This is a genomic window from Zoogloea sp. (genome assembly GCF_028689785.1).
GTDB lineage: Bacteria > Pseudomonadota > Gammaproteobacteria > Burkholderiales > Rhodocyclaceae > Zoogloea.
The window spans coordinates 1-17740 of record NZ_JAQVCN010000080.1 but is presented as its reverse complement, the minus strand read 5'-3'; the positions used below and the strand labels follow the sequence as shown (position 1 = coordinate 17740).

Sequence of the window (17740 nt, the reverse complement as noted above, 5' to 3'; positions counted from 1 at the left end):
CCAGATCAAGGCCAATGCGCGTAATCTTCATGACGGACTCCTTCTTTCTGATTGACCGGGGGGTGACACTTCCCAGTCTGGCTCATCGAAGCCGTTGAAGGAGGGAGGAGTCCATCTCATTGACCTCCGCACGCTGGCCCATCGACATGCCGCCGCCCGAAGTCCGCGGTCGAATGAATTCGACCCCACGGATGCTGTCCAAGCTGCACGTCACACCGAAGAAAGGATGGCTTGCCATGAAAGTTCCGGTGTTTCTTGCCACGAGCCTGCTGGCCGGGTGCGCCAGCCTGCTGCCCACCTCCCGCCAGGATGTGAACAACCCCTGGAACGATTTTGACCAGGCGAAGAAGAGCTTCGACGAAATCGTGCCCTACGCCACCGACATGGACACCGTGCGCAAGCTGGGCTTCGACCCCTACAAGACGCCTAACATGCAGATCCTCAACCACTCCCAGGTGGTGCGCGCCGTGTTGCCTTCGCCCCTGCAGGATAGGGCGACGATTCCGCCGGGCATTCTGGACTGCATGAAGGCCCAGGAGGGCTGCGTGGGCTACTTCATGGAACCGAGCCGCATCGAGCGCAACCGGGTGGGCAACTTCACCCTCGACTTTCTCAACTTCAAGCGCGACACCCTGACCACCGGCTGGAAATTCGGCGCGCTGATCGTGGTGATCGACAACCAGGTGGTGTTCAAACAGTGGAGCGGCCGCCCGCGTATCGAGGAGACCGAGCTGCGCCGCAACCCCCTCGGCCCACTGCAAGGCATCGGCGAATCCCTCAAGCCCGTACCCTGAAACCCGCTGGCGACCGGGCACGCCATTTGGCGCTAAAGATTGACCCCTATTTGACGTAGATCAATAGGATTCAACTTTATTTCCAGATGCTAAATGAGCTGGCAAACCATGGGTCTTCGGACCAAGCTGATCACTGCAACTGTCGTTACCGTCGCCCTGGGTTTTTCCGTCACCCTGGGCATCGTCACCTACAAGAGCTACACCGCCACCTACGCCCAGGGTGAAGCCCTTGCCCAGGCCGAGGCCCTGGATGCCGCCGCCAGAGTGCGTCTGCGCCTGGACAACGCCATGTCGGTGGCCCACAGCCTCGCCCTGGACCTGGAAGGCCTGAATGGCACCGAAATGCGCAGCCGGAGCGCCATCAACGCGCTGCTGCGCCACAGCCTCGAAGGCCGCCCGGAGATTCTTGGCATCTACACCGGCTGGGAGCCCAACGCCTTCGACAACGACGACGCCCGCCATGCCGGCAAGGAAGGCCACGACAGCACCGGCCGCTTCGTGCCCTACTGGCACCGGGGCGGCGGCCAGCCAACCCTTGAACCTCTGGTGAACTACACCAAGGAGGGCGCCGGCGACTATTACATCCTCACCCAGCGCAGCAACAAACCCCAACTCATCGACCCCTACTTCTACACCCTCAACGGCAAGCAGGTACTGATCACATCCCTGGTGCAGCCCGTCCTCAGAAACGGCCGCTTTCAGGGCATAGCGGGGGTGGACATCGCCCTCGACACCCTACAGAAAGAACTCGCTGCCATCCGCCCGCTGCAGGCCGGGCATGTGGCCTTGTATTCCGCCTCCGGCCTGGTCGTCTCCCACCCCGACGCCGCCCAGCTGGGCAAGCCCGCCAGCCTGCCGGCCGACGCCCTTGCCGCCCTCAAGGCCGGCACCCCCCTGCGCTGGACCGACGGCAGCACGGTCAACTTCCTCGAACCGACCCGTATCCAGGGCCCCGAAACCCCCTGGGCCACCGTGGTCTCGGTGCCCACCGAGGCCATCATCGGCTCGGCAGAATCCCTGCGCACCACGGCCATCCTGCTTGGTCTGGTGAGTGCCGGCCTGATCACCGCGGTGCTGTTCGGCCTGCTCACCGCCCTCACCCGCCCCCTTGCCCAGCTCTCCAGGGCCATGAGTGAGCTGAGCAGCGGCGACGCCGACCTGACCCGCCGGGTGGCGATCGACCGGGCCGACGAGCTGGGCCGCACCGCCGCATCCCTCAACACCTTCCTCGACCGCCTGCACAGCATGTTCCGCGACGTGCGCGACGAGAGCCAGGCCTTGGCCCAGGGCCTGCGCGACGTCAATCGCTCCACCGAGCAGGTGGCCCGAAGCTCCCGCACCGTGGCCGACACCACCAGCGAGAACGCCGCCACCATCGAAGAGATCACCGTTTCCAGCGGCCACATTGCCGACCACGCCCGGGAAGCCGACGAGGCCATGCTGGCCACCCGCGAACAATCCCGGCGCAGCGCCGAGGCAGTGAACGCCATGGAAACCCAGATGCGCAACATCGGCACCACCATCGAACGTCTGGCTGGCTCCCTCGGCGAGCTGTCGGCCCGCTCCCAGCAGGTGGCCGGGGTGGTGCAGGTGATCCGCGAGGTGGCCGACCAGACCAACCTGCTGGCCCTCAACGCCGCCATCGAAGCCGCCCGTGCCGGCGAACAGGGCCGCGGTTTTGCCGTGGTGGCCGACGAGGTGCGCAAACTGGCCGAACGCACCGGCAGCGCCACCCTGGAGATCCGCTCCACCATCGACTCCATGCACCACGACACCGAACAGGCCGTGGCCGGCATGACCGGCACCCGCAACGAAGTCGAATCCGGCATCGCCAACGCGGCCGCCGTGGCCCGGGAGATCGCCGCCATCGAAGCCAGCATGGAGGCCGCCGCCCTGCGGGTGCGCGAGATCGCCGAAGCCACCCGCGAACAGTCCGCCGCCACCACCGCCCTGGCGCGCTCGGTGGAAGTCACCTCCAACATGGTCACCAGCACCGACGACGCCATCCAGAACGCCTCCGGCACCATCGTCCAGCTCGACCATGCCTCCGGCCGGCTGGGCGACCTGGTGGGGCGCTTCAAGCTCTGAGTTACATCCGAGGGGCCGGCGTCTTCCATGGGGCCGAATTCATTCGACCGCGGACGATGGTGAGCGGCATGGCGATGATCGACGTGCCGAGGTCGAATGAATTCGACCCCACGGGGCTGCGCCGATCTCCCACCCCGCGCCCGACCCCGGCACAATGGTCGCCCACGCCAACACCCGGAACGGCCCCGCCATGTCCATCACCGAACTCTTCGGCATCGACCTGCCCATCATCCAGGCCCCCATGGCGGGCGTGCAGGGTAGCGCCCTGGCCATCGCCGTCAGCCAGGCCGGCGGCCTGGGCTCCCTGCCCGGCGCCATGCTCACCGCCGACACCCTGGCCCGGGAGATCGGCGCCATCCGGGCCGCCACCGACCGCCCCTTCAACGTCAACTTCTTCTGCCACACCCCGCCGCAGCCCGACGCCGAGCGCGAAGCCGCCTGGCGCGCCGCCCTCGTCCCCTACTACCGGGAGTTCGGCATCGACCCCCAGGGCATCCCTAGCGGCCCCGGCCGCAGCCCCTTCAGCGCCGAGCTGGCCGACGCCATCGCCCCCTTCCGGCCCCCAGTGGTGAGCTTCCACTTCGGCCTACCCGCCCCCGCGCTGCTGGCCCGCGTCAAAAGCTGGGGCGCCCACGTGCTGTCATCCGCCACCACCGTGGAAGAAGCCCTCTGGCTCGAAGCCCACGGCGCCGACGCCATCATCGCCCAAGGGCTTGAGGCCGGCGGCCACCGGGGCATCTTCCTCAATGACGACCTCAGCACCCAGACCGGCACCTTCGCCCTGCTGCCGCGCATCGTCAGCGCCGTGCGCGTCCCGGTGATTGCCGCCGGCGGCATTGCCGACGCCACCGGCGTGGCCGCCGCCCTGGCCCTGGGCGCAGCCGGCGTGCAGGTGGGCACCGCCTACATGCTGTGCCCCGAAGCCACCACCAGCCCCCTCCACCGGGCCGCCCTGCAAAGCCCCGAGGCCGGCCACACCGCCCTCACCCGCCTGTTCACCGGCCGGCCGGCACGGGGCATCGTCAATCGCTTCATGCGCGAACTCGGCCCCCTCAACCCTCTGGCCCCCGCCTTTCCCCTCGCCACCTCCGCCGTCGCCCCCCTGCGCGCCGCCGCCGAAAGCCAGGGCAACACAGACTTCTCGCCCCTGTGGTGCGGGCAGAACCCCCTGGGCTGCCGGGAGATCAGCGCCGACGAACTCACCCGGGCGCTCAGCGGCCCAGCCAGGTAGAACGCAGCGCCCCCCGTGGGGTCGAATTCATTCGACCTCGACACCCCAAAGCATCGACATGCCGGTGATCACAAGTCCGCGGTCGAATAAATTCGACCCCACGGAACATGCATGCTGTGCCAGCTTGCCTATGCTTGGGAGTGACGGCCCGACAACACCGGCCCCACCCCAACGCCAACGCCAACGCCAACGCCAAGGAGACCCCACCATGAACAACCCCGTCGGCTGGTTCGAGATCTACGTGGACGACATGCCCCGCGCCAGGGCCTTCTACGAAACCGTATTCGGCGCCCCCCTGACCCGCCTCGAAACCCCCGAAGACCCCGCCAGCCCCACCCTGGAAATGTGGGCCTTCCCCATGCAGGACAACGCCTACGGCGCCGCCGGCGCCCTGGTGCGCATGCCCGGCTTCCGCAGCGGCGGCAACAGCGTGCTGGTGTACTTCCACTGCGCCGACTGCGCCGTGGAAGCCGCCCGCGTCGTCCCCGCCGGCGGAGAAATCCAGCGCGACAAGTTCGCCATTGGCCACTACGGCTTCATCGCCCTGGCCGTGGATACCGAAGGCAACATGATCGGGCTGCATTCGATGGCCTGAACCCCCGGCCGCAGCCCCCCGCTGCGGCCCTGCACGGAAATACCGCACCCACCCCGAGTGCACCGCATCACTGTTCCCGCCACCGTCTCCGGTGGCAACATCCTGTCTATTCCCGTCCAATAAAAAGAACTGCGTCATCACCCGATGAAGCACGAACTCCAGTCCCTCGCCGTGCTCATCGACGCCGACAACGTCCGCCTCGACACCCTCACGCCCATCCTCGACGCCATCGCCCGCCTGGGCCGCGTGACGGTGCGGCGCATCTACGGCGACTTCACCACCCCCCACCTGGCCGGCTGGCGCCTCAAGCTCTCCGAACACGCCATCCACCCCATCCAGCAATACCGCAACACCACCGGCAAAAACGCCAGCGACAGCGCCCTCATCATCGACGCCATGGACCTGCTCCACTCCCGGCGCTTCGACGGCTTCTGCCTGGTGAGCAGCGACAGCGACTTCACCCGCCTGGCCACACGCATCCGCGAAGACGGGCTGATGGTCTTTGGCTTTGGCGAAAAGCAAACCCCAAAAGCCTTCGTGAACGCCTGCGACCGCTTCAACCATGTGGAAGAGCTGACGACCTCACCGCTGGAAGTGATCGCCACCCGCGGCGTGCCGGCCGAAACACCTCCCGCGGCTGTGGCCCCGGCCGCCCCCGTCGCCCCAGCGCCGCCCCCCTCGGCGCCTAAACCCCCAACCCCCGCGAAACCCACCCCCACAGCCCACCGCCCCCTGCCCCAGGCCTCAGCCGCCCTGCGTGACGCCTACCGCGGCATGGAAGCGGAAAACGGATGGGTGATGGTGGTTAAGCTCTTTTCGAAGATCCGCAGCAGCCAGCCGGAATTCAAGCCGCCGCTATTTGGCTGCAGCAGTGATCTGGATCTGATTGAAAAGACCAAAGCCTTCGATCTGGAGAATCGCCCGCACAAGAAGGGGCATACCTATTTCTGCCGGGCGAAGGATTTCGTAGTGCCGAAAGCTGTACCTAAAGCCACCAAAGTGACCAAGGCGGTGGCGCAGCCTCAAACCAAGGCTGGGCTTGATAGCGCGATTACGCAGGCGCTGCTGCAGGCGGTGAAACTGGCAACGACGGAAAATGGCTGGGCGCCGATTGCGGCAATCGGAATGCAGTTCAAGGCAATGGGGAAAAGCATCAAGGGATCGGGGCATTCCACGCTGACGAATGCGCTGAAGGCAACGGGGAAGGTGGAGATGCGGGGGAGTGGGATGGGGGCTTGGTGTAGGGGGAAGGGGTGAGGAGTATCCGGGATGAAGTGAAGAGCCACCGCCCAATATGAATATTCATTCTTTCTTAATCTACGGCGCTAGGACCTTAAATCTTGTGCTGTTGCTTAATCTTCCCCACACGACAATCCGATTGGCTAGCGACATTCTAGGGACGAACATCCTCCAAGTCTGCTGCACAATAACAGCCTTGAACCTCCGCAAATTTCAAGCCCACCTTGACCAATCAGGCACATAGCATTTTTCTCAAAGGATAATCATGGCGGATGAAGTGCAACTTATGTTGGCCGACAGCGAGCGTGCAGTCCTCGTTGACCAACAAATAGAGGAATTGCAGAAGATCACAGATTACGAGATCAAAGAGTGGCCCATCGGTGTGCTAGTGGAGAAATTCACCAGCGGACGCGAGACAGACGAATCGGAAATTTTTATTCCCGATTACCAGCGGGACATGGTCTGGACACCCAAGCAACAGTCCCGCTTCATTGAGTCAATCCTTATTAAGCTTCCGGTACCCTTCATCTTTGCCGCTGATGTTGGACAAGGCGATCGGGAAGGCGCCTTGGAGATCATCGACGGGTCTCAGCGTATCAGAACCCTAGACAACTTCCTTTCCAACAAGCTTGAATTGGTTGGTCTCAAGAAGCTCACACAGGCCACAGGCATGCGGTTTTCCGACCTCAGTAAGCCGCGGCAAATGCGATTCAAGCGCACGACCGTTCGCGTCATTGAGCTTACCGAAAAGGCTGATGAGGACGCACGTCGTGAAATGTTCGACCGCCTGAACTCGGGCGGAACACGCCTCACGACAATGGAAATCCGGCGCGGCGTAGTCGACGGACCATTCATGACGTTCATCACCGAGTGCGCAGCCAACGAGCAGTTCAAAGCACTCGTTCCGCTGAGTGAGCGCAACGCAAATCGCAAAGAATACGAAGAATTTGTTCTGCGGTATTTCGCCTATCTCAACAACTACCAAGGCTTTCAGAAGAGTGTCGACGATTTCTTAACCGACTATCTCAAGAGCAAGAACGGGAGCCTCCTTGAGGCCGACAAGCAGGCGATGTTGCAGGAATTCGTCCGGATGCTTGACTTTGTCCATCAGCACTTTCCCAATGGTTTCAAGCGAACCAGCTACAAGACGGTTCCTCGCATCCGCTTTGAAGCAATTGCCGTTGGTGTATCTCTTGCTCTACGGGAAAAGCCAGATCTAGCTCCTGGCAACATAGACCAATGGCTAGACAGCATTGAATTCATCAAACACACCCGCTCAGATGCCAGCAACTCCCGACCAAAGCTTGTCAACCGCATCCACTACGTCCGTGACAATCTGCTGGGCAAGGCATTCGAAGAGGACCCCGACACCGCCAAGGTAGAGAATAGCGCTAACGCCGACTCGCCGCCGGATCCACCTGAGGAAGAAGGCAACGTGAACCAACTGGGGCTCTTCTCATGAGGCAGGTTCCGCTGACCGAATCACTCCTGAGCGATCGAAGCATTGAAGTAACTGCCTACTTGAAATTTCTTAAGGTCGCAGTTGAACGACGCGCCGTGCTAAAAGCCAAAGACGGCGCAGTAGTTCTTCCGCTATCTCAGGAGCTCACTCACACGCTCAAGGCCAATCTTGTCTTGCTGTTGTACAGCGCCACGGAGGCGACGCTAATCCAGTTGCTCGACGAGATGCACGAGGTGATCGGCAACAACTGCTCCAGCGCGGATGCCCTCAATGGTGAGTTGCTAAGGGTCGTACTGAAAACCGTCAAGACGGACAAAAACACGACGGTGCTTAAGTCTGCGGCCCCGCTTCACCAAAGCCTGTTCTCCTATTGGATTACAGACTGGCAAGGACGGACCTCTGCCAAGGACAAGCGGATCGACGGCATCTCTGGCAGCGTTGACGGCCTTATGTTCTACAAACAGCTAAGAAAGTTTGGCGTGGTAGCTCCAACGCCAGACGATAGGCCACCTAGTCACCTGACGAGTCCGGCTCTTCAGGTAGTCAAAAAAAAGCGAAACTTGCTGGCACACGGGGAGACGAGCTTCACCGACCTTGGCCGAGACCTTTCGGTCGAGACCTTGGAAGCTGACTCTTTAGCTGTGTTTAACACACTGCACAGCATTACTGCCGAGGTCGACAAATATTTACGTGACCAGCGCTACCTAGCTCAGCCGCCCGCTCCTGCCGCAGCCGACACCGAAGCGTAAAGGGCCTTGGCCACCGCCTCTCCCAGCTTGGGGGGAACCGCGTTGCCAATTAGCCTGGCTACCCTCCTGATGGACACGCCCTCGGTTTCCGGAGTAAAGCGGTAGGTCTCTGGAAACGATTGAAAAATTGCAGCCTCGCGCAGGGAGATGCCACGGTGCTGCTCAGGGTGTCCAAAACGGCCGTTGCCGTAACCGTTGCACAGAGTCGTCATGGTCGGTGCTGGCTTGTCCCACTCCATGCGACCGTACACACCGGCGGAGTGCTTTCCGCTTTCCCGCTGATGGCAGGCAGCCACCAGATGATCCGGCCAATCTCGCCATGTACCACCAGGCACACTGACTCGAATGCGCGCACGATTCAGCTCTGAAAGGGTCGAAGCAATGTGCAGTGGGTCACTCTCACAGGCTTGACCATCCTTGAGTTTCTTGAGGTGTCCGACGGCCTGACGTACCGTAACCCAGTTCTCCGCCCCCTTGTGGGTTGGCTCCGGTATAGCCACCGGGCCGAGTCTTGAGGCTACCAACACAAGCCGTTTTCGCTGCTGCGGCGCACCGTAGTCAGCAGCGTTAACCACTGCGTAGGCTACCTGATACTCCCCCCGCTTCAAGGCGCGTAGGAAGTCCTTAAAAGGCCGCGCCTTTTGCAGACGCGGTACATTTTCCATGGTGACCAGATCAGGCCGGCTTTCGTCTATCAGACGAGCAAACTCCTGTAGCAAACGCCACTTGGCTTTGTCGACTGTGGCGGTGTTGGCGTAGCTAGAAAACGGCTGACATGGCGCACACCCGGCCAAGAGCCGCACGACGCCTGGTGACCACAGCGCATTCAGCTCTTCGCCGCTAACTTCTGTGACATCCCGCAGCAGAAACTTGGCACCTTCGTGGTTGGCTTCATAAGGATACTGACACGCCGGGTCCACGTCGATTCCTGCAACCACACGAATCCCTTGGGCCGCAAGCCCGCACGACAGGCCACCGGCGCCACAAAAGAGGTCAACCCCTTCAATACGATTGACACCAATCACATTAGAACTAATTTCTGCTGACATCTGAGCTCAATATTTTCGCATGTACTTTCAAGTAGAAGGCGGTTTAGCGACACAATTTTGGATGCATTGAAAGCCTAACTCAAGCCAGATGAAGGATCTAGGATCCCCAATACACCGATTCAGCATGATGGAGATGCTTGAGGTCCAGCTCCAATGACTAGCCTCCAGCACCATGGGAATCAGGGGACGGACCACAGTATTACCAATCCGCGACGCACTACGCAGGAGGCGGCCTGCGAGCGCCTCGTCGAGCGGCTGGAGCGCGATCGGCAGCGGGCGGCGACGCGGCCTCAGGACGTGGGCATGTAACGCGCCCTGGCAAATCTCGAGCAGAGGTACAGCGCAGACTGCCGCTGAATGGTGTCAGGGCCGTCGGAACAGGCTTGTTCGCTTTTTCCTGGCCGACGCCTCCTTGAACTGGGCCGGGTTAAAACCAGTGCGCTGAGCAAGGAGGTGTTCGCCATCGATACGCTCGGCCAGGCTGTCGATGTCCCACGCGCTCACACCGACCCGGGCGAAGTGCGCCTGCCAAGTGTTAACAACCTCGATTACGGCGGCAACTTCGGCCGCGGCTTCGGCGGGGAGCAGGCCGAAGGCGGCGCACTGAGACATGGCATTGTCGAGCGTCGAATCGCGGCCATGGCTGCCGCAGATGAACTCCTGGAAGCCCTGCCCCGAATTGCTCGGTAGCACGTCGTAGGCCGGCGCCAGTTTCAGGCGGCCATTCCGGTGCAGGTCCACAACCAGCAGGGCGTGGTTCTTTTCGTGATCGTCGGTGTTGTCAACCAGGATATTGAAGACCATCCGACGGAAGAGTTCACGGGCGTCGCGCTGATGGGTGTCGTCCTGGGTGATGCCCACCCGACGCAGGATCCGGGCGAGTTCGGGGTAACCCAACTCGGGCTCCTCGCCGGACGGGGTGGCTGCACGGATGGCGGTGCCTGCCGAGATGGCGTGAATCCGCCGGCCTTGCTCCCGGTCGAAGCGGCGGATCGCGAGGGCGTGGGCGCCCGCAAGGGGGATGATCTGCGTTCTTGCCACGGTGATGCCTGCACGCTCGGCAAGCGTCATCGTCGCGTGCTCGATGAGCGGCGTGTCCACGGGCTCGCCGTTGAAGAACTTGATGACCCACTGCTCGCCACCGATGTCGATGAGGGCCTTGGGCTTTGCGCCACCGAGGCTGCCACCGGCGCGAATGATCTTCGCCTCCATGGCGCTGATGGGCTCTGCGGCTTCGATCTTAGCGGCCACCTCGCTCAGCCGCTGCGCGTCGTCGAGTCGCGGCAGCGGGCTCCCTGCGCGCGGGATGTAGGAGATGGACGACCGGGAAACGCCGAGCGCGCCAAATCGGTCGTCACCCGCGTAGTAGAGATACTCCATGAGGGAGAGGCGCCCGGGCTTGTCCAGGAAGCGGATGACCTTCTCTCCCCAGCGGTCCGGCCGTGCATCGTCCACTGCACCGACCGCACGCTGGGTATCGGCCGCCAGGCGGCCCGGGGGCAGGTGTTCGATGTCGACGAGGGGGAGGTCCTCGCTCAACGCAAACCCATCGACCAGCCATGCCTCCCCGTAGCGCAAGGAGACGCCCTTTCCGGCAGCGACCAGCCTCAGTGCGCCGACATGGCGCGGGGTGGCAGGGTCGCCCAGATACCACAGGAACAGCTCGTCCAGACGCATCTCAGTCTTTCACCCGCTGCATGCGGGCTTCCGCGGAAGCCTGGGCGCGTTTGCGCCCCAGCTCCACTGCCGCACGCACATCCATCTCGATGGCGCCCCGGTCGTGTTCGGGCGTGGCGAGTGCCCCGAGTTCGCCGTCACGCTGGATCAGCCAGAGGGCGGTGGCGACGATGCCGATCCCCACGGCGGGGTCGCCGGCTTCGAGCCGCTGCAGCGTGGGCACCGAGACGCCCATGCGCTTCGCCCAGGTCTTCAGGGATTCCTTTCGGCGCAGGCGGGCCACCGCGAGGTCTGCGCCCAGCTTTTCAATGGCGGCGGCCGTGGCCGGCGGTAACTGCAGGAGAGCACGAGCGGTTTTTGGCATACATATAGATTGTAGTTCAACAGGCACTTACGTAAATATCTATATTTATATTTGTCTCGTCTTCTTGCTGCGTCGGCGAGTCGCCCAGGCCTGGCCCCGTGCGTCAGTCTTTCACGGAACTGTCTGTCTGCAATGGGCTCAATGCATCAGGATGTGCCGCCCGATGACCGTTTTAGCGTTGTTACACCCGCGCGCTCGTGGTAAACCTCCATCCTCGGCCTAGCGCTTTTCCTTACGCGCATTGGCCTTCGGATCACCGCCCTTGTAACAACATGCTCATGCCCACCACCGCCCCCCCCACCGAGTCATACCGCCACTCCGAATGGCTGGCTTCCACCGAGCTGCCGACCACCCATGGGGTGTTCTCCATGCACGTTTTCCGCACCACCGTCCCGTCGGCGAGCCAGGGCTTCCAGGAGCATGTGGCCCTGGTGTATGGCGCGACGGAAGGGGTGGCCGGGCTGCCGGTGCGGGTTCATTCCGAATGCCTCACCGGCGAGGTGTTCGGCTCGCTCAAATGTGACTGCCGCGACCAGCTCGACCTGGCCCTGTCGGAGATCGTCCGGCTGGGGGCTGGCATCGTGCTGTATCTGCGCCAGGAAGGGCGGGGCATCGGCCTGGCCAACAAGGTGATGGCCTATCAGCTCCAGTCCCAGGGGCACGACACGGTGGACGCCAACCGCCTCCTCGGCCTGCCCGACGATGCCCGCTCCTACGAGATGGTGCCGGAGATGCTGGCCCACTTCGGCGTGCCCAGCATCCGCCTGATGACCAACAACCCGGACAAGCTCGCCAAGCTCACCGGGCTGGGGGTGAAGATCGACGGCTGCCTGCCGGTGATCACCACCCCCAACACCCACTCCATCGGCTACATCCGCGCCAAGCGCCAGCGCATGGGGCACGCCCTGCCGGACGTGCCGGGCCCCGGAAAAACCAAGTAGTACCCGGCAAAAGGCAGCACGCTCCCGCCCCCGGATTGGTCGGATTCATCCTGCTTTCCCCAGTTTTCCTCTCTGAAACAAACACAGACTCAGCGCCGACCGGGGCTTTCCGGAGGCTCCGACCCCACGGAGGTGGGCCTTCCCGGGCAGAGCCTAGCCCGCCACCACCTTCACCGCCTCGCGCTTCCACTCGGCGCTGCGGGTCACCGACACGCGGCGGGCCTTGGGGACGGCGAGGGGTTTGGCCAGGGTGATCTCGGCACGTTTGATGGGGAAACGCTGGCCGAGCACGTCGAGCATGGCCTGGCTGAGGTGTTCGAGCAGCTTGAAGTGGCGGCTGGCGAGGAGTTCTTCGAGGGCGCTCACCACCTGGTCGTAGTCCACGGTGTGGCGGATGTCGTCGCTGCGGCCCGCCAGGGTGCCGTCGATGGCGAGGCGCAGGTCGATGTCGAGGGGCTGGAGGGCGGCCAGCTCGTGGGCGTAGATGCCGATGGAGGCTTGCAGGCGCAGGCCTTCGAGGCCGATGAGGCAGTCGTCCATGTCAGTGCCCCTTCAGCACCGGGGCTTCCCAGTCCTGGTAGTCGTCGGTCTGGCGCATGCGCAGGGCGCGCTCCGCCGAGCGCAGGGTGTTCTCGATCAGCATGGTCACCGTCATCGGGCCCACGCCACCGGGCACCGGGGTGATCCAGCTGGCCTTCTCCTTCACCCCGTCGAAGTCCACATCGCCGACGATGCGCCCATCGGCCAGGCGATTGATGCCCACGTCGATGACGATGGCCCCCTGCTTGACCATCTGCGGCACGATCAGCCCGGGCTTGCCGGCAGCCACGATGAGGATGTCGGCGAGGATGGTGTGCTGGGCCAGGTCGCGGGTCTTGGCGTGGCAGATCGTCACTGTCGCTTCGCGCTGCAGCAGCATCAGGGCCATGGGCTTGCCGACGATGTTGCTGGCGCCCACCACCACCACGTTCTTGCCGGCCACGTCGGTGCCGGTGGTGTCGAGCAGCAGCTGCACGCCGTAGGGGGTACAGGGCGGGAAGATGGTGTTGCCCACCACCAGCCCGCCGACGTTGTAGAGGTGGAAGCCGTCCACGTCCTTGTGCACGCTGATGGCCTCCAGCACCTTGCGCCCGTCGATGTGGGGCGGCAGAGGCAACTGGATCAGGATGCCATGCACGGCCGGGTCGGCGTTGAGACGGGCGATGGTGGCGAGGACTTCCGACTCTAAGGTGTCGCCCGGCAGTGCGATGTGAAAGGAACGCACGCCGCACTCTTCGCAGGCCTTCACCTTGTTGCCCACATAAACCCGGCTGGCCGGGTTGTCGCCCACCAGGATCACCGCCAGGCCGGGGGTGACGCCCTGGGCCACAAGGGCGCCGACGCGGGCCTTGAAGCCTTCGCGCAGCTGTTTCGAGAGGGCCTTGCCGTCAATGATCTGGGCTGTCATGGGTTCAGTCTCTTGCAAAAAAACGGGGCGGCCCGAAAGCCGCCCCGGTGAAACGCCTTGCGGGGCGAGAGGGAGAAACAGGGTTGCGGGCCGGCCGGTGATCAGCGTCCGCGGTCGAATGAATTCGACCCCACGGGGGAAGACTTCAGGCGGCGCGGGGGGATCCGGCTCTCCTGTGGGGTCGAATTCATTCGACCTCCGCGCGTGGAAGGCCGGCCAGCCGGTGATCGGAGTCCATGGTCGAATGAGTTCGACCCCACAGACCGCGATCCCCGGCCGGCCTTTGCTTAGAAGCCCCGGCCGGGGATCCAGTTGGTGCCGGCCAGGGGTACGCCGGCCATGGCGGCGGCTTCGATGGTAAGGGCGACCAGATCTTCCGGTTCCAGGTGATGCACGTTCTGCTTGCCGCAGGCCCGGGCGATGGTGGTGAGTTCCATGTTCAGGGTCTTGAGGTAGTTCTTGAGGTGCTTGGCCCCCATCGCCGGAGACAGGCGCTGCTCCAGCATGGCGTCCTGGGTGGTGATGCCTACCGGGCACTTGCCGGTGTGGCAGTGGTGGCAGAACCCGGGGGTGGTGCCCAAGGCGTTGTAGTCGGCGATGGCGTCATGGTGGGCGCCGTTCTGGAAGTAGGTCTCGCCGTTGCAGCCGAGGGCCACCAGCACGCCCTGGCCGATGGCCACCGCGTCGGCGCCCATGGCCAGGGCCTTGGCCACGTCGGCGCCGGTGCGGATGCCGCCGGAGACGATGAGCTGGACCTTGCCCTTCATGTCCAGGTCTTCCAGGGCATTGACGGCCTGGCGCACGGCGGCCAGGGTGGGGATGCCCACATGCTCGATGAAGCAGGTCTGGGTGGCCGCGGTGCCGCCCTGCATGCCGTCCACCACCACCACGTCGGCGCCGGAATGGACGGCCAGCTTGACGTCGTTGAAGGTGCGGGTGGCGCCGACCTTCACGTAGATGGGCTTTTCCCAGTCGGTGATCTCGCGCAGCTCCTGGATCTTGATGGCCAGGTCATCCGGGCCGGTCCAGTCCGGGTGACGGCAGGCGGAGCGCTGGTCCACGCCTTCGGGCAGGGTGCGCATCTTGGCCACGCGGGGGTTCACCTTCTGGCCCAGCAGCATGCCGCCGCCGCCCGGCTTGGCGCCCTGGCCGATCACCACCTCGATGGCGTCGGCCTTGCGCAGGTCGTCCGGGTTGAAGCCGTAGCGGGAGGGCAGGCACTGGTAGATCAGGGTCTTGGAGGAGCGGCGCTCTTCCTGGGTCATGCCGCCATCACCCGTGGTGGTGGAGGTGCCCATCTCGGTGGCGGCTAGGCCCAGGGCCTCCTTCACGTTGGCGGACAGGGCGCCGAAGCTCATGCCGGCAATGGTGATGGGGATGTCGAGCTCGATGGGCTTCTTGGCGAAGCGGGTGCCGAGCACGGTCTTGGTCAGGCACTTCTCCCGGTAGCCTTCCAGCGGATAGCGGGACATGGAGGCACCCAGAAAGACGAGATCGTCGAAGTTGGGCAGCTTGCGCTTGGCGCCCATGCCGCGGATCTCGTACAACCCGTGGGCGGCAGCATTGCGGATGTAGTCGAGGGTCTTGCGGTCGAAGCCGTAGGATTCCTCGCGGGAGAGGTTCTTGAATTGCACGGGTTTGGTTTCCATGATCGTATCCTTGGTAGTCCGGGTGGGCGCGAGCCGCGGGCTCAGTATTCCTGGTTGGCGTCGGCGTTCCAGTGGTACAGGGAACGCTTGGAGGCGATGCGCTTGAAGGCCTTGGGGTCGTGGTCGAGGCCGGCCTGATCCAGCAGGCTGGCCACCGCGGCGATGTCCTCGGCGCTCATCTCTTCGTACTGGGCGTCGGCGCCGAGGGACTTGACCTCACCCTTCACGTAGAGCACGGCCTCGTAGAGCGAATCGCCCAGGGCGTCGCCAGCATCGCCGCAGATCACCATGCGGCCGGCCTGGGCCATGAAGGCCGAGAAGCTGCCCACCGAGCCGCCGACGACGATGTTGCCGCCCTTCAGGGAGATGCCGCAGCGCAGGCCGGCGTCACCCTCGATGACCAGCAGGCCGCCGTGGGCCGAGGCGCCGGCGCCGTTGCTGGCAAAGCCCTTCACGTGCACCTTGCCGCTCATCATGTTCTCGGCCACGCCGGTGCCGGCGCTGCCGGTGATGGTGACGGTGGCAGCCTTGTTCATGCCTCCGGCGTAGTAGCCGGCATGGCCGACCACTTCGACTTCGATGGGGCAGTCGAGACCCACCGCGATGTTGTGGGCGCCGTCCGGGTTGAGGACGGTCACGTGGCCGACTTTGCCTTCCTTGGCACCCGTGTGCAGGAAGGTGTTGAGCTCCCGCAGGGGCTGTGCGGCCAGGTCGAAGGTCAGGCGTTCCATACGTACATCTCCTCGGGGGCAGGTTCAAAAACATTGGCGTGCTTGACGCCGGGCAGGTGGGCCAGGGAACGGAACTCGGAGGCGATGGCCACGTAGTCGTCGGTCTCGGCCACCACCGCCGGCTTGCAGGCGAAGGGGTCGCGGATCAGGGCCAGCTTGTCGGGGGTGCCCATCAGGAAGGTGAAGAAGCCGTCCAGCTCTTCAAAGCCCTTCTGCAGGGCGGTTTCCAGGTCGTCCCCTTCACGCAGGCGCCATTCCAGGAAGCGGCAGGCGGCCTCGGTGTCGTTGTCGGTCTCGAAGCGGATGCCCCGCGGTTCGAGCATGCGGCGGATGCCGTTGGGGTTGGACAGGGAGCCGTTGTGCACCAGGCAGAAGTCCTCACCCGCCGTGAAGGGGTGGGCGCGGTCGGGGGTCACGGCAGATTCGGTGGCCATGCGGGTGTGGCCCACCAGGTGAGAGCCGGTGAGGCCGGCAAAGCCGTAGCGGGCCGCCACTTCGGCCGGGGTGCCGATGTCTTTGTAGAGGTCGATGCTGCGGCCGGTGGAGAGGATGTGCAGCTTGGGGTGATGCTCGGCGATCCAGCGCTTGATGATGGCCGGGGCCACGTCAAAGCTCAGGATGGCGTGGTTGCCCTTGGGCTCGATGCTGACCGCGACGCCCAGGTGTTCCTTGAGGGCGTGGCCCAGGCCCAGCCAGTTGAAGTCGGCGCCGTCTTCGGTGAGGCCGGAGTAGATGCTGATCTTGCGTTCGGTCTCGGCGAGGGGATTGCCGAACACCGCCAGGCCGGCTGAGTCGGGGCCACGCTCGGTCATGCCGATGAGCATGGGCACCATCAACTCGCCGAGTTTTTCACGCAGGGCCGGTGTCTTCACCAGCAATCCGACGATTCCACACATGGTTGTTTCTCCTTCGTTAAGTCTTTGATTCGGTGCTGCCCTGATCTCCGTGGGGTCGAATTCATTCGACCTTCCACACGGTGATCAGCGTCCGAGGTCGAATGAATTCGACCCCACGGGATGCATCAGAAAAATTCCAGGTAGTTCTTGATTTCCCAGTCGGACACATGGCGCATGTACTCCACCCATTCCATGTGCTTGAGACGCAGGAACTCGCCGGCAACGGGGCCGAGGGCCTTGCACAGCACGGTGTCCTTCTCCAGGGCGAGCAGGGCTTCGTGGAGGTTCTGGGGCAGGATCTCGATGCCGGCAGCCTTCAGCTCTTCGGGGCTGAGGGCATAGAGGTTCTGGTTCTGCGGCTCGCCCGGGTCGAGGTTGCGCTCGATGCCGTCGAGGCCGGCAGCGATGACAGCGGCGGTGGCCAGGTAGGGGTTGCAGGCGCCGTCGGGCAGGCGCAGCTCCAGGCGACCATGGGGGATGCGCACCATGGACGAGCGGTTGTTGTCGCCGTAGCTGATGTAGGCCGGGGCCCAGGTGGCGCCGGTGAGGGAGCGGCCCACCACCAGGCGCTTGTAGCTGTTGACCGTGGGGGCGCAGATGGCCGCCAGGGCCGGCGCGTGGGCCAGAATGCCGCCCAGGAACTGGTAGGCCAGCTTGGAAAGGCCGAGGCCGTGTTTGTCGCTCTTGTCGGCAAACAGGTTGGTCTTGCCGTCACCGATGGACATGTGGATGTGCATGCCGTTGCCCGGCCGGTTGGCGAAGGGCTTGGGCATGAAGGAGCAGATCATGCCCAGGTCGTTGGCGATCTCCGAGGCGGCCATCTTGAAC

Annotated in this window: 16 protein-coding genes and 1 pseudogene; 8 read left to right on the top strand and 9 right to left on the bottom strand. The window is 63.9% G+C overall.

Features of this window, described 5'->3' with window-relative positions:
* Window positions 1–236: 236 nt before the first annotated feature.
* From PHI64_RS21455 to PHI64_RS21425, 7 genes are all read left to right on the top strand, one after another.
* Entirely contained in the window at window positions 237–794 is a 558-nt protein-coding gene (locus PHI64_RS21455; RefSeq protein WP_299887738.1) for a hypothetical protein, read from the top strand.
* Between the two features lie 93 nt (window positions 795–887).
* Window positions 888–2882 (top strand): methyl-accepting chemotaxis protein, encoded by a 1995-nt coding sequence (locus tag PHI64_RS21450; RefSeq protein ID WP_299887735.1) that lies wholly within the window; start codon window positions 888–890, stop codon window positions 2880–2882.
* Between the two features lie 190 nt (window positions 2883–3072).
* Complete coding sequence (locus PHI64_RS21445; RefSeq protein ID WP_299887733.1) at window positions 3073–4113, top strand: nitronate monooxygenase; 1041 nt, start codon at window positions 3073–3075, stop codon at window positions 4111–4113.
* A gap of 208 nt (window positions 4114–4321) precedes the next feature.
* A complete protein-coding gene (locus PHI64_RS21440; RefSeq protein ID WP_299887730.1) occupies window positions 4322–4708 on the top strand; it encodes a VOC family protein in 387 nt (128 codons plus the stop codon).
* Between the two features lie 144 nt (window positions 4709–4852).
* Entirely contained in the window at window positions 4853–5965 is a 1113-nt protein-coding gene (locus PHI64_RS21435; RefSeq protein WP_299887727.1) for an NYN domain-containing protein, read from the top strand.
* A 247-nt stretch (window positions 5966–6212) separates the two neighbouring features.
* A complete protein-coding gene (locus PHI64_RS21430) occupies window positions 6213–7409 on the top strand; it encodes a DUF262 domain-containing protein (RefSeq protein WP_299887724.1) in 1197 nt (398 codons plus the stop codon).
* A complete protein-coding gene (locus PHI64_RS21425; RefSeq protein ID WP_299887721.1) occupies window positions 7406–8158 on the top strand; it encodes an MAE_28990/MAE_18760 family HEPN-like nuclease in 753 nt (250 codons plus the stop codon). The genes PHI64_RS21430 and PHI64_RS21425 overlap by 4 nt, the downstream gene beginning before the upstream one ends.
* On the opposite strand, the gene PHI64_RS21420 is transcribed toward PHI64_RS21425, so the two are convergent.
* From PHI64_RS21420 to PHI64_RS21410, 3 genes are all read right to left on the bottom strand, one after another.
* Complete coding sequence (locus PHI64_RS21420; protein WP_299887718.1) at window positions 8119–9207, bottom strand: DNA cytosine methyltransferase; 1089 nt, start codon at window positions 9205–9207, stop codon at window positions 8119–8121. The genes PHI64_RS21425 and PHI64_RS21420 overlap by 40 nt on opposite strands.
* Window positions 9208–9570: 363 nt before the next feature.
* Window positions 9571–10884, bottom strand: coding sequence for a type II toxin-antitoxin system HipA family toxin (locus tag PHI64_RS21415; RefSeq protein WP_299887715.1), 1314 nt, complete (start codon window positions 10882–10884; stop codon window positions 9571–9573).
* A 1-nt stretch (window position 10885) separates the two neighbouring features.
* Window positions 10886–11248: an XRE family transcriptional regulator gene (locus PHI64_RS21410; RefSeq protein WP_299887713.1), complete on the bottom strand. Its 363-nt coding sequence runs from the start codon at window positions 11246–11248 to the stop codon at window positions 10886–10888.
* Between the two features lie 278 nt (window positions 11249–11526).
* Between PHI64_RS21410 and ribA the strand changes: the two genes are divergently transcribed.
* Window positions 11527–12189: a GTP cyclohydrolase II gene (gene ribA / locus PHI64_RS21405; protein WP_299887710.1), complete on the top strand. Its 663-nt coding sequence runs from the start codon at window positions 11527–11529 to the stop codon at window positions 12187–12189.
* Window positions 12190–12342: 153 nt separating this feature from the next.
* On the opposite strand, the gene folB is transcribed toward ribA, so the two are convergent.
* From folB to PHI64_RS21375, 6 genes and pseudogenes are all read right to left on the bottom strand, one after another.
* On the bottom strand, window positions 12343–12729 hold the full coding sequence (gene folB / locus PHI64_RS21400; protein ID WP_299887707.1) for a dihydroneopterin aldolase: 387 nt from the start codon (window positions 12727–12729) through the stop codon (window positions 12343–12345).
* A 1-nt stretch (window position 12730) separates the two neighbouring features.
* Complete coding sequence (folD, locus tag PHI64_RS21395; RefSeq protein ID WP_299887705.1) at window positions 12731–13636, bottom strand: bifunctional methylenetetrahydrofolate dehydrogenase/methenyltetrahydrofolate cyclohydrolase FolD; 906 nt, start codon at window positions 13634–13636, stop codon at window positions 12731–12733.
* A gap of 287 nt (window positions 13637–13923) precedes the next feature.
* The gene (locus PHI64_RS21390) at window positions 13924–15285 is read right to left on the bottom strand and encodes an FMN-binding glutamate synthase family protein (RefSeq protein ID WP_299887702.1); all 1362 of its coding nucleotides are present in this window, start codon (window positions 15283–15285) and stop codon (window positions 13924–13926) included.
* Between the two features lie 41 nt (window positions 15286–15326).
* On the bottom strand, window positions 15327–16016 hold the full coding sequence (locus PHI64_RS21385; RefSeq protein ID WP_299887698.1) for a protein glxC: 690 nt from the start codon (window positions 16014–16016) through the stop codon (window positions 15327–15329).
* Complete coding sequence (locus tag PHI64_RS21380) at window positions 16004–16912, bottom strand: class II glutamine amidotransferase (RefSeq protein WP_299887695.1); 909 nt, start codon at window positions 16910–16912, stop codon at window positions 16004–16006. The genes PHI64_RS21385 and PHI64_RS21380 overlap by 13 nt, the downstream gene beginning before the upstream one ends.
* A gap of 125 nt (window positions 16913–17037) precedes the next feature.
* Window positions 17038–17740, bottom strand: a pseudogene (locus PHI64_RS21375) (type III glutamate--ammonia ligase); the annotation flags it as partial.

Excerpts from the sequence above, each read along its gene's own strand:
- PHI64_RS21455 (WP_299887738.1), top strand. The coding sequence starts at position 237 with ATGAAAGTTCCGGTGTTTCTTGCCACGAGCCTGCTGGCCGGGTGCGCC.
- PHI64_RS21450 (WP_299887735.1), top strand. The coding sequence starts at position 888 with ATGAGCTGGCAAACCATGGGTCTTCGGACCAAGCTGATCACTGCAACT.
- PHI64_RS21445 (WP_299887733.1), top strand. The coding sequence starts at position 3,073 with ATGTCCATCACCGAACTCTTCGGCATCGACCTGCCCATCATCCAGGCC.
- PHI64_RS21440 (WP_299887730.1), top strand. The coding sequence starts at position 4,322 with ATGAACAACCCCGTCGGCTGGTTCGAGATCTACGTGGACGACATGCCC.
- PHI64_RS21435 (WP_299887727.1), top strand. The coding sequence starts at position 4,853 with ATGAAGCACGAACTCCAGTCCCTCGCCGTGCTCATCGACGCCGACAAC.
- PHI64_RS21430 (WP_299887724.1), top strand. The coding sequence starts at position 6,213 with ATGGCGGATGAAGTGCAACTTATGTTGGCCGACAGCGAGCGTGCAGTC.
- PHI64_RS21425 (WP_299887721.1), top strand. The coding sequence starts at position 7,406 with ATGAGGCAGGTTCCGCTGACCGAATCACTCCTGAGCGATCGAAGCATT.
- PHI64_RS21420 (WP_299887718.1), bottom strand. The coding sequence starts at position 9,207 with ATGTCAGCAGAAATTAGTTCTAATGTGATTGGTGTCAATCGTATTGAA.
- PHI64_RS21415 (WP_299887715.1), bottom strand. The coding sequence starts at position 10,884 with ATGCGTCTGGACGAGCTGTTCCTGTGGTATCTGGGCGACCCTGCCACC.
- PHI64_RS21410 (WP_299887713.1), bottom strand. The coding sequence starts at position 11,248 with ATGCCAAAAACCGCTCGTGCTCTCCTGCAGTTACCGCCGGCCACGGCC.
- ribA (WP_299887710.1), top strand. The coding sequence starts at position 11,527 with ATGCCCACCACCGCCCCCCCCACCGAGTCATACCGCCACTCCGAATGG.
- folB (WP_299887707.1), bottom strand. The coding sequence starts at position 12,729 with ATGGACGACTGCCTCATCGGCCTCGAAGGCCTGCGCCTGCAAGCCTCC.
- folD (WP_299887705.1), bottom strand. The coding sequence starts at position 13,636 with ATGACAGCCCAGATCATTGACGGCAAGGCCCTCTCGAAACAGCTGCGC.
- PHI64_RS21390 (WP_299887702.1), bottom strand. The coding sequence starts at position 15,285 with ATGGAAACCAAACCCGTGCAATTCAAGAACCTCTCCCGCGAGGAATCC.
- PHI64_RS21385 (WP_299887698.1), bottom strand. The coding sequence starts at position 16,016 with ATGGAACGCCTGACCTTCGACCTGGCCGCACAGCCCCTGCGGGAGCTC.
- PHI64_RS21380 (WP_299887695.1), bottom strand. The coding sequence starts at position 16,912 with ATGTGTGGAATCGTCGGATTGCTGGTGAAGACACCGGCCCTGCGTGAA.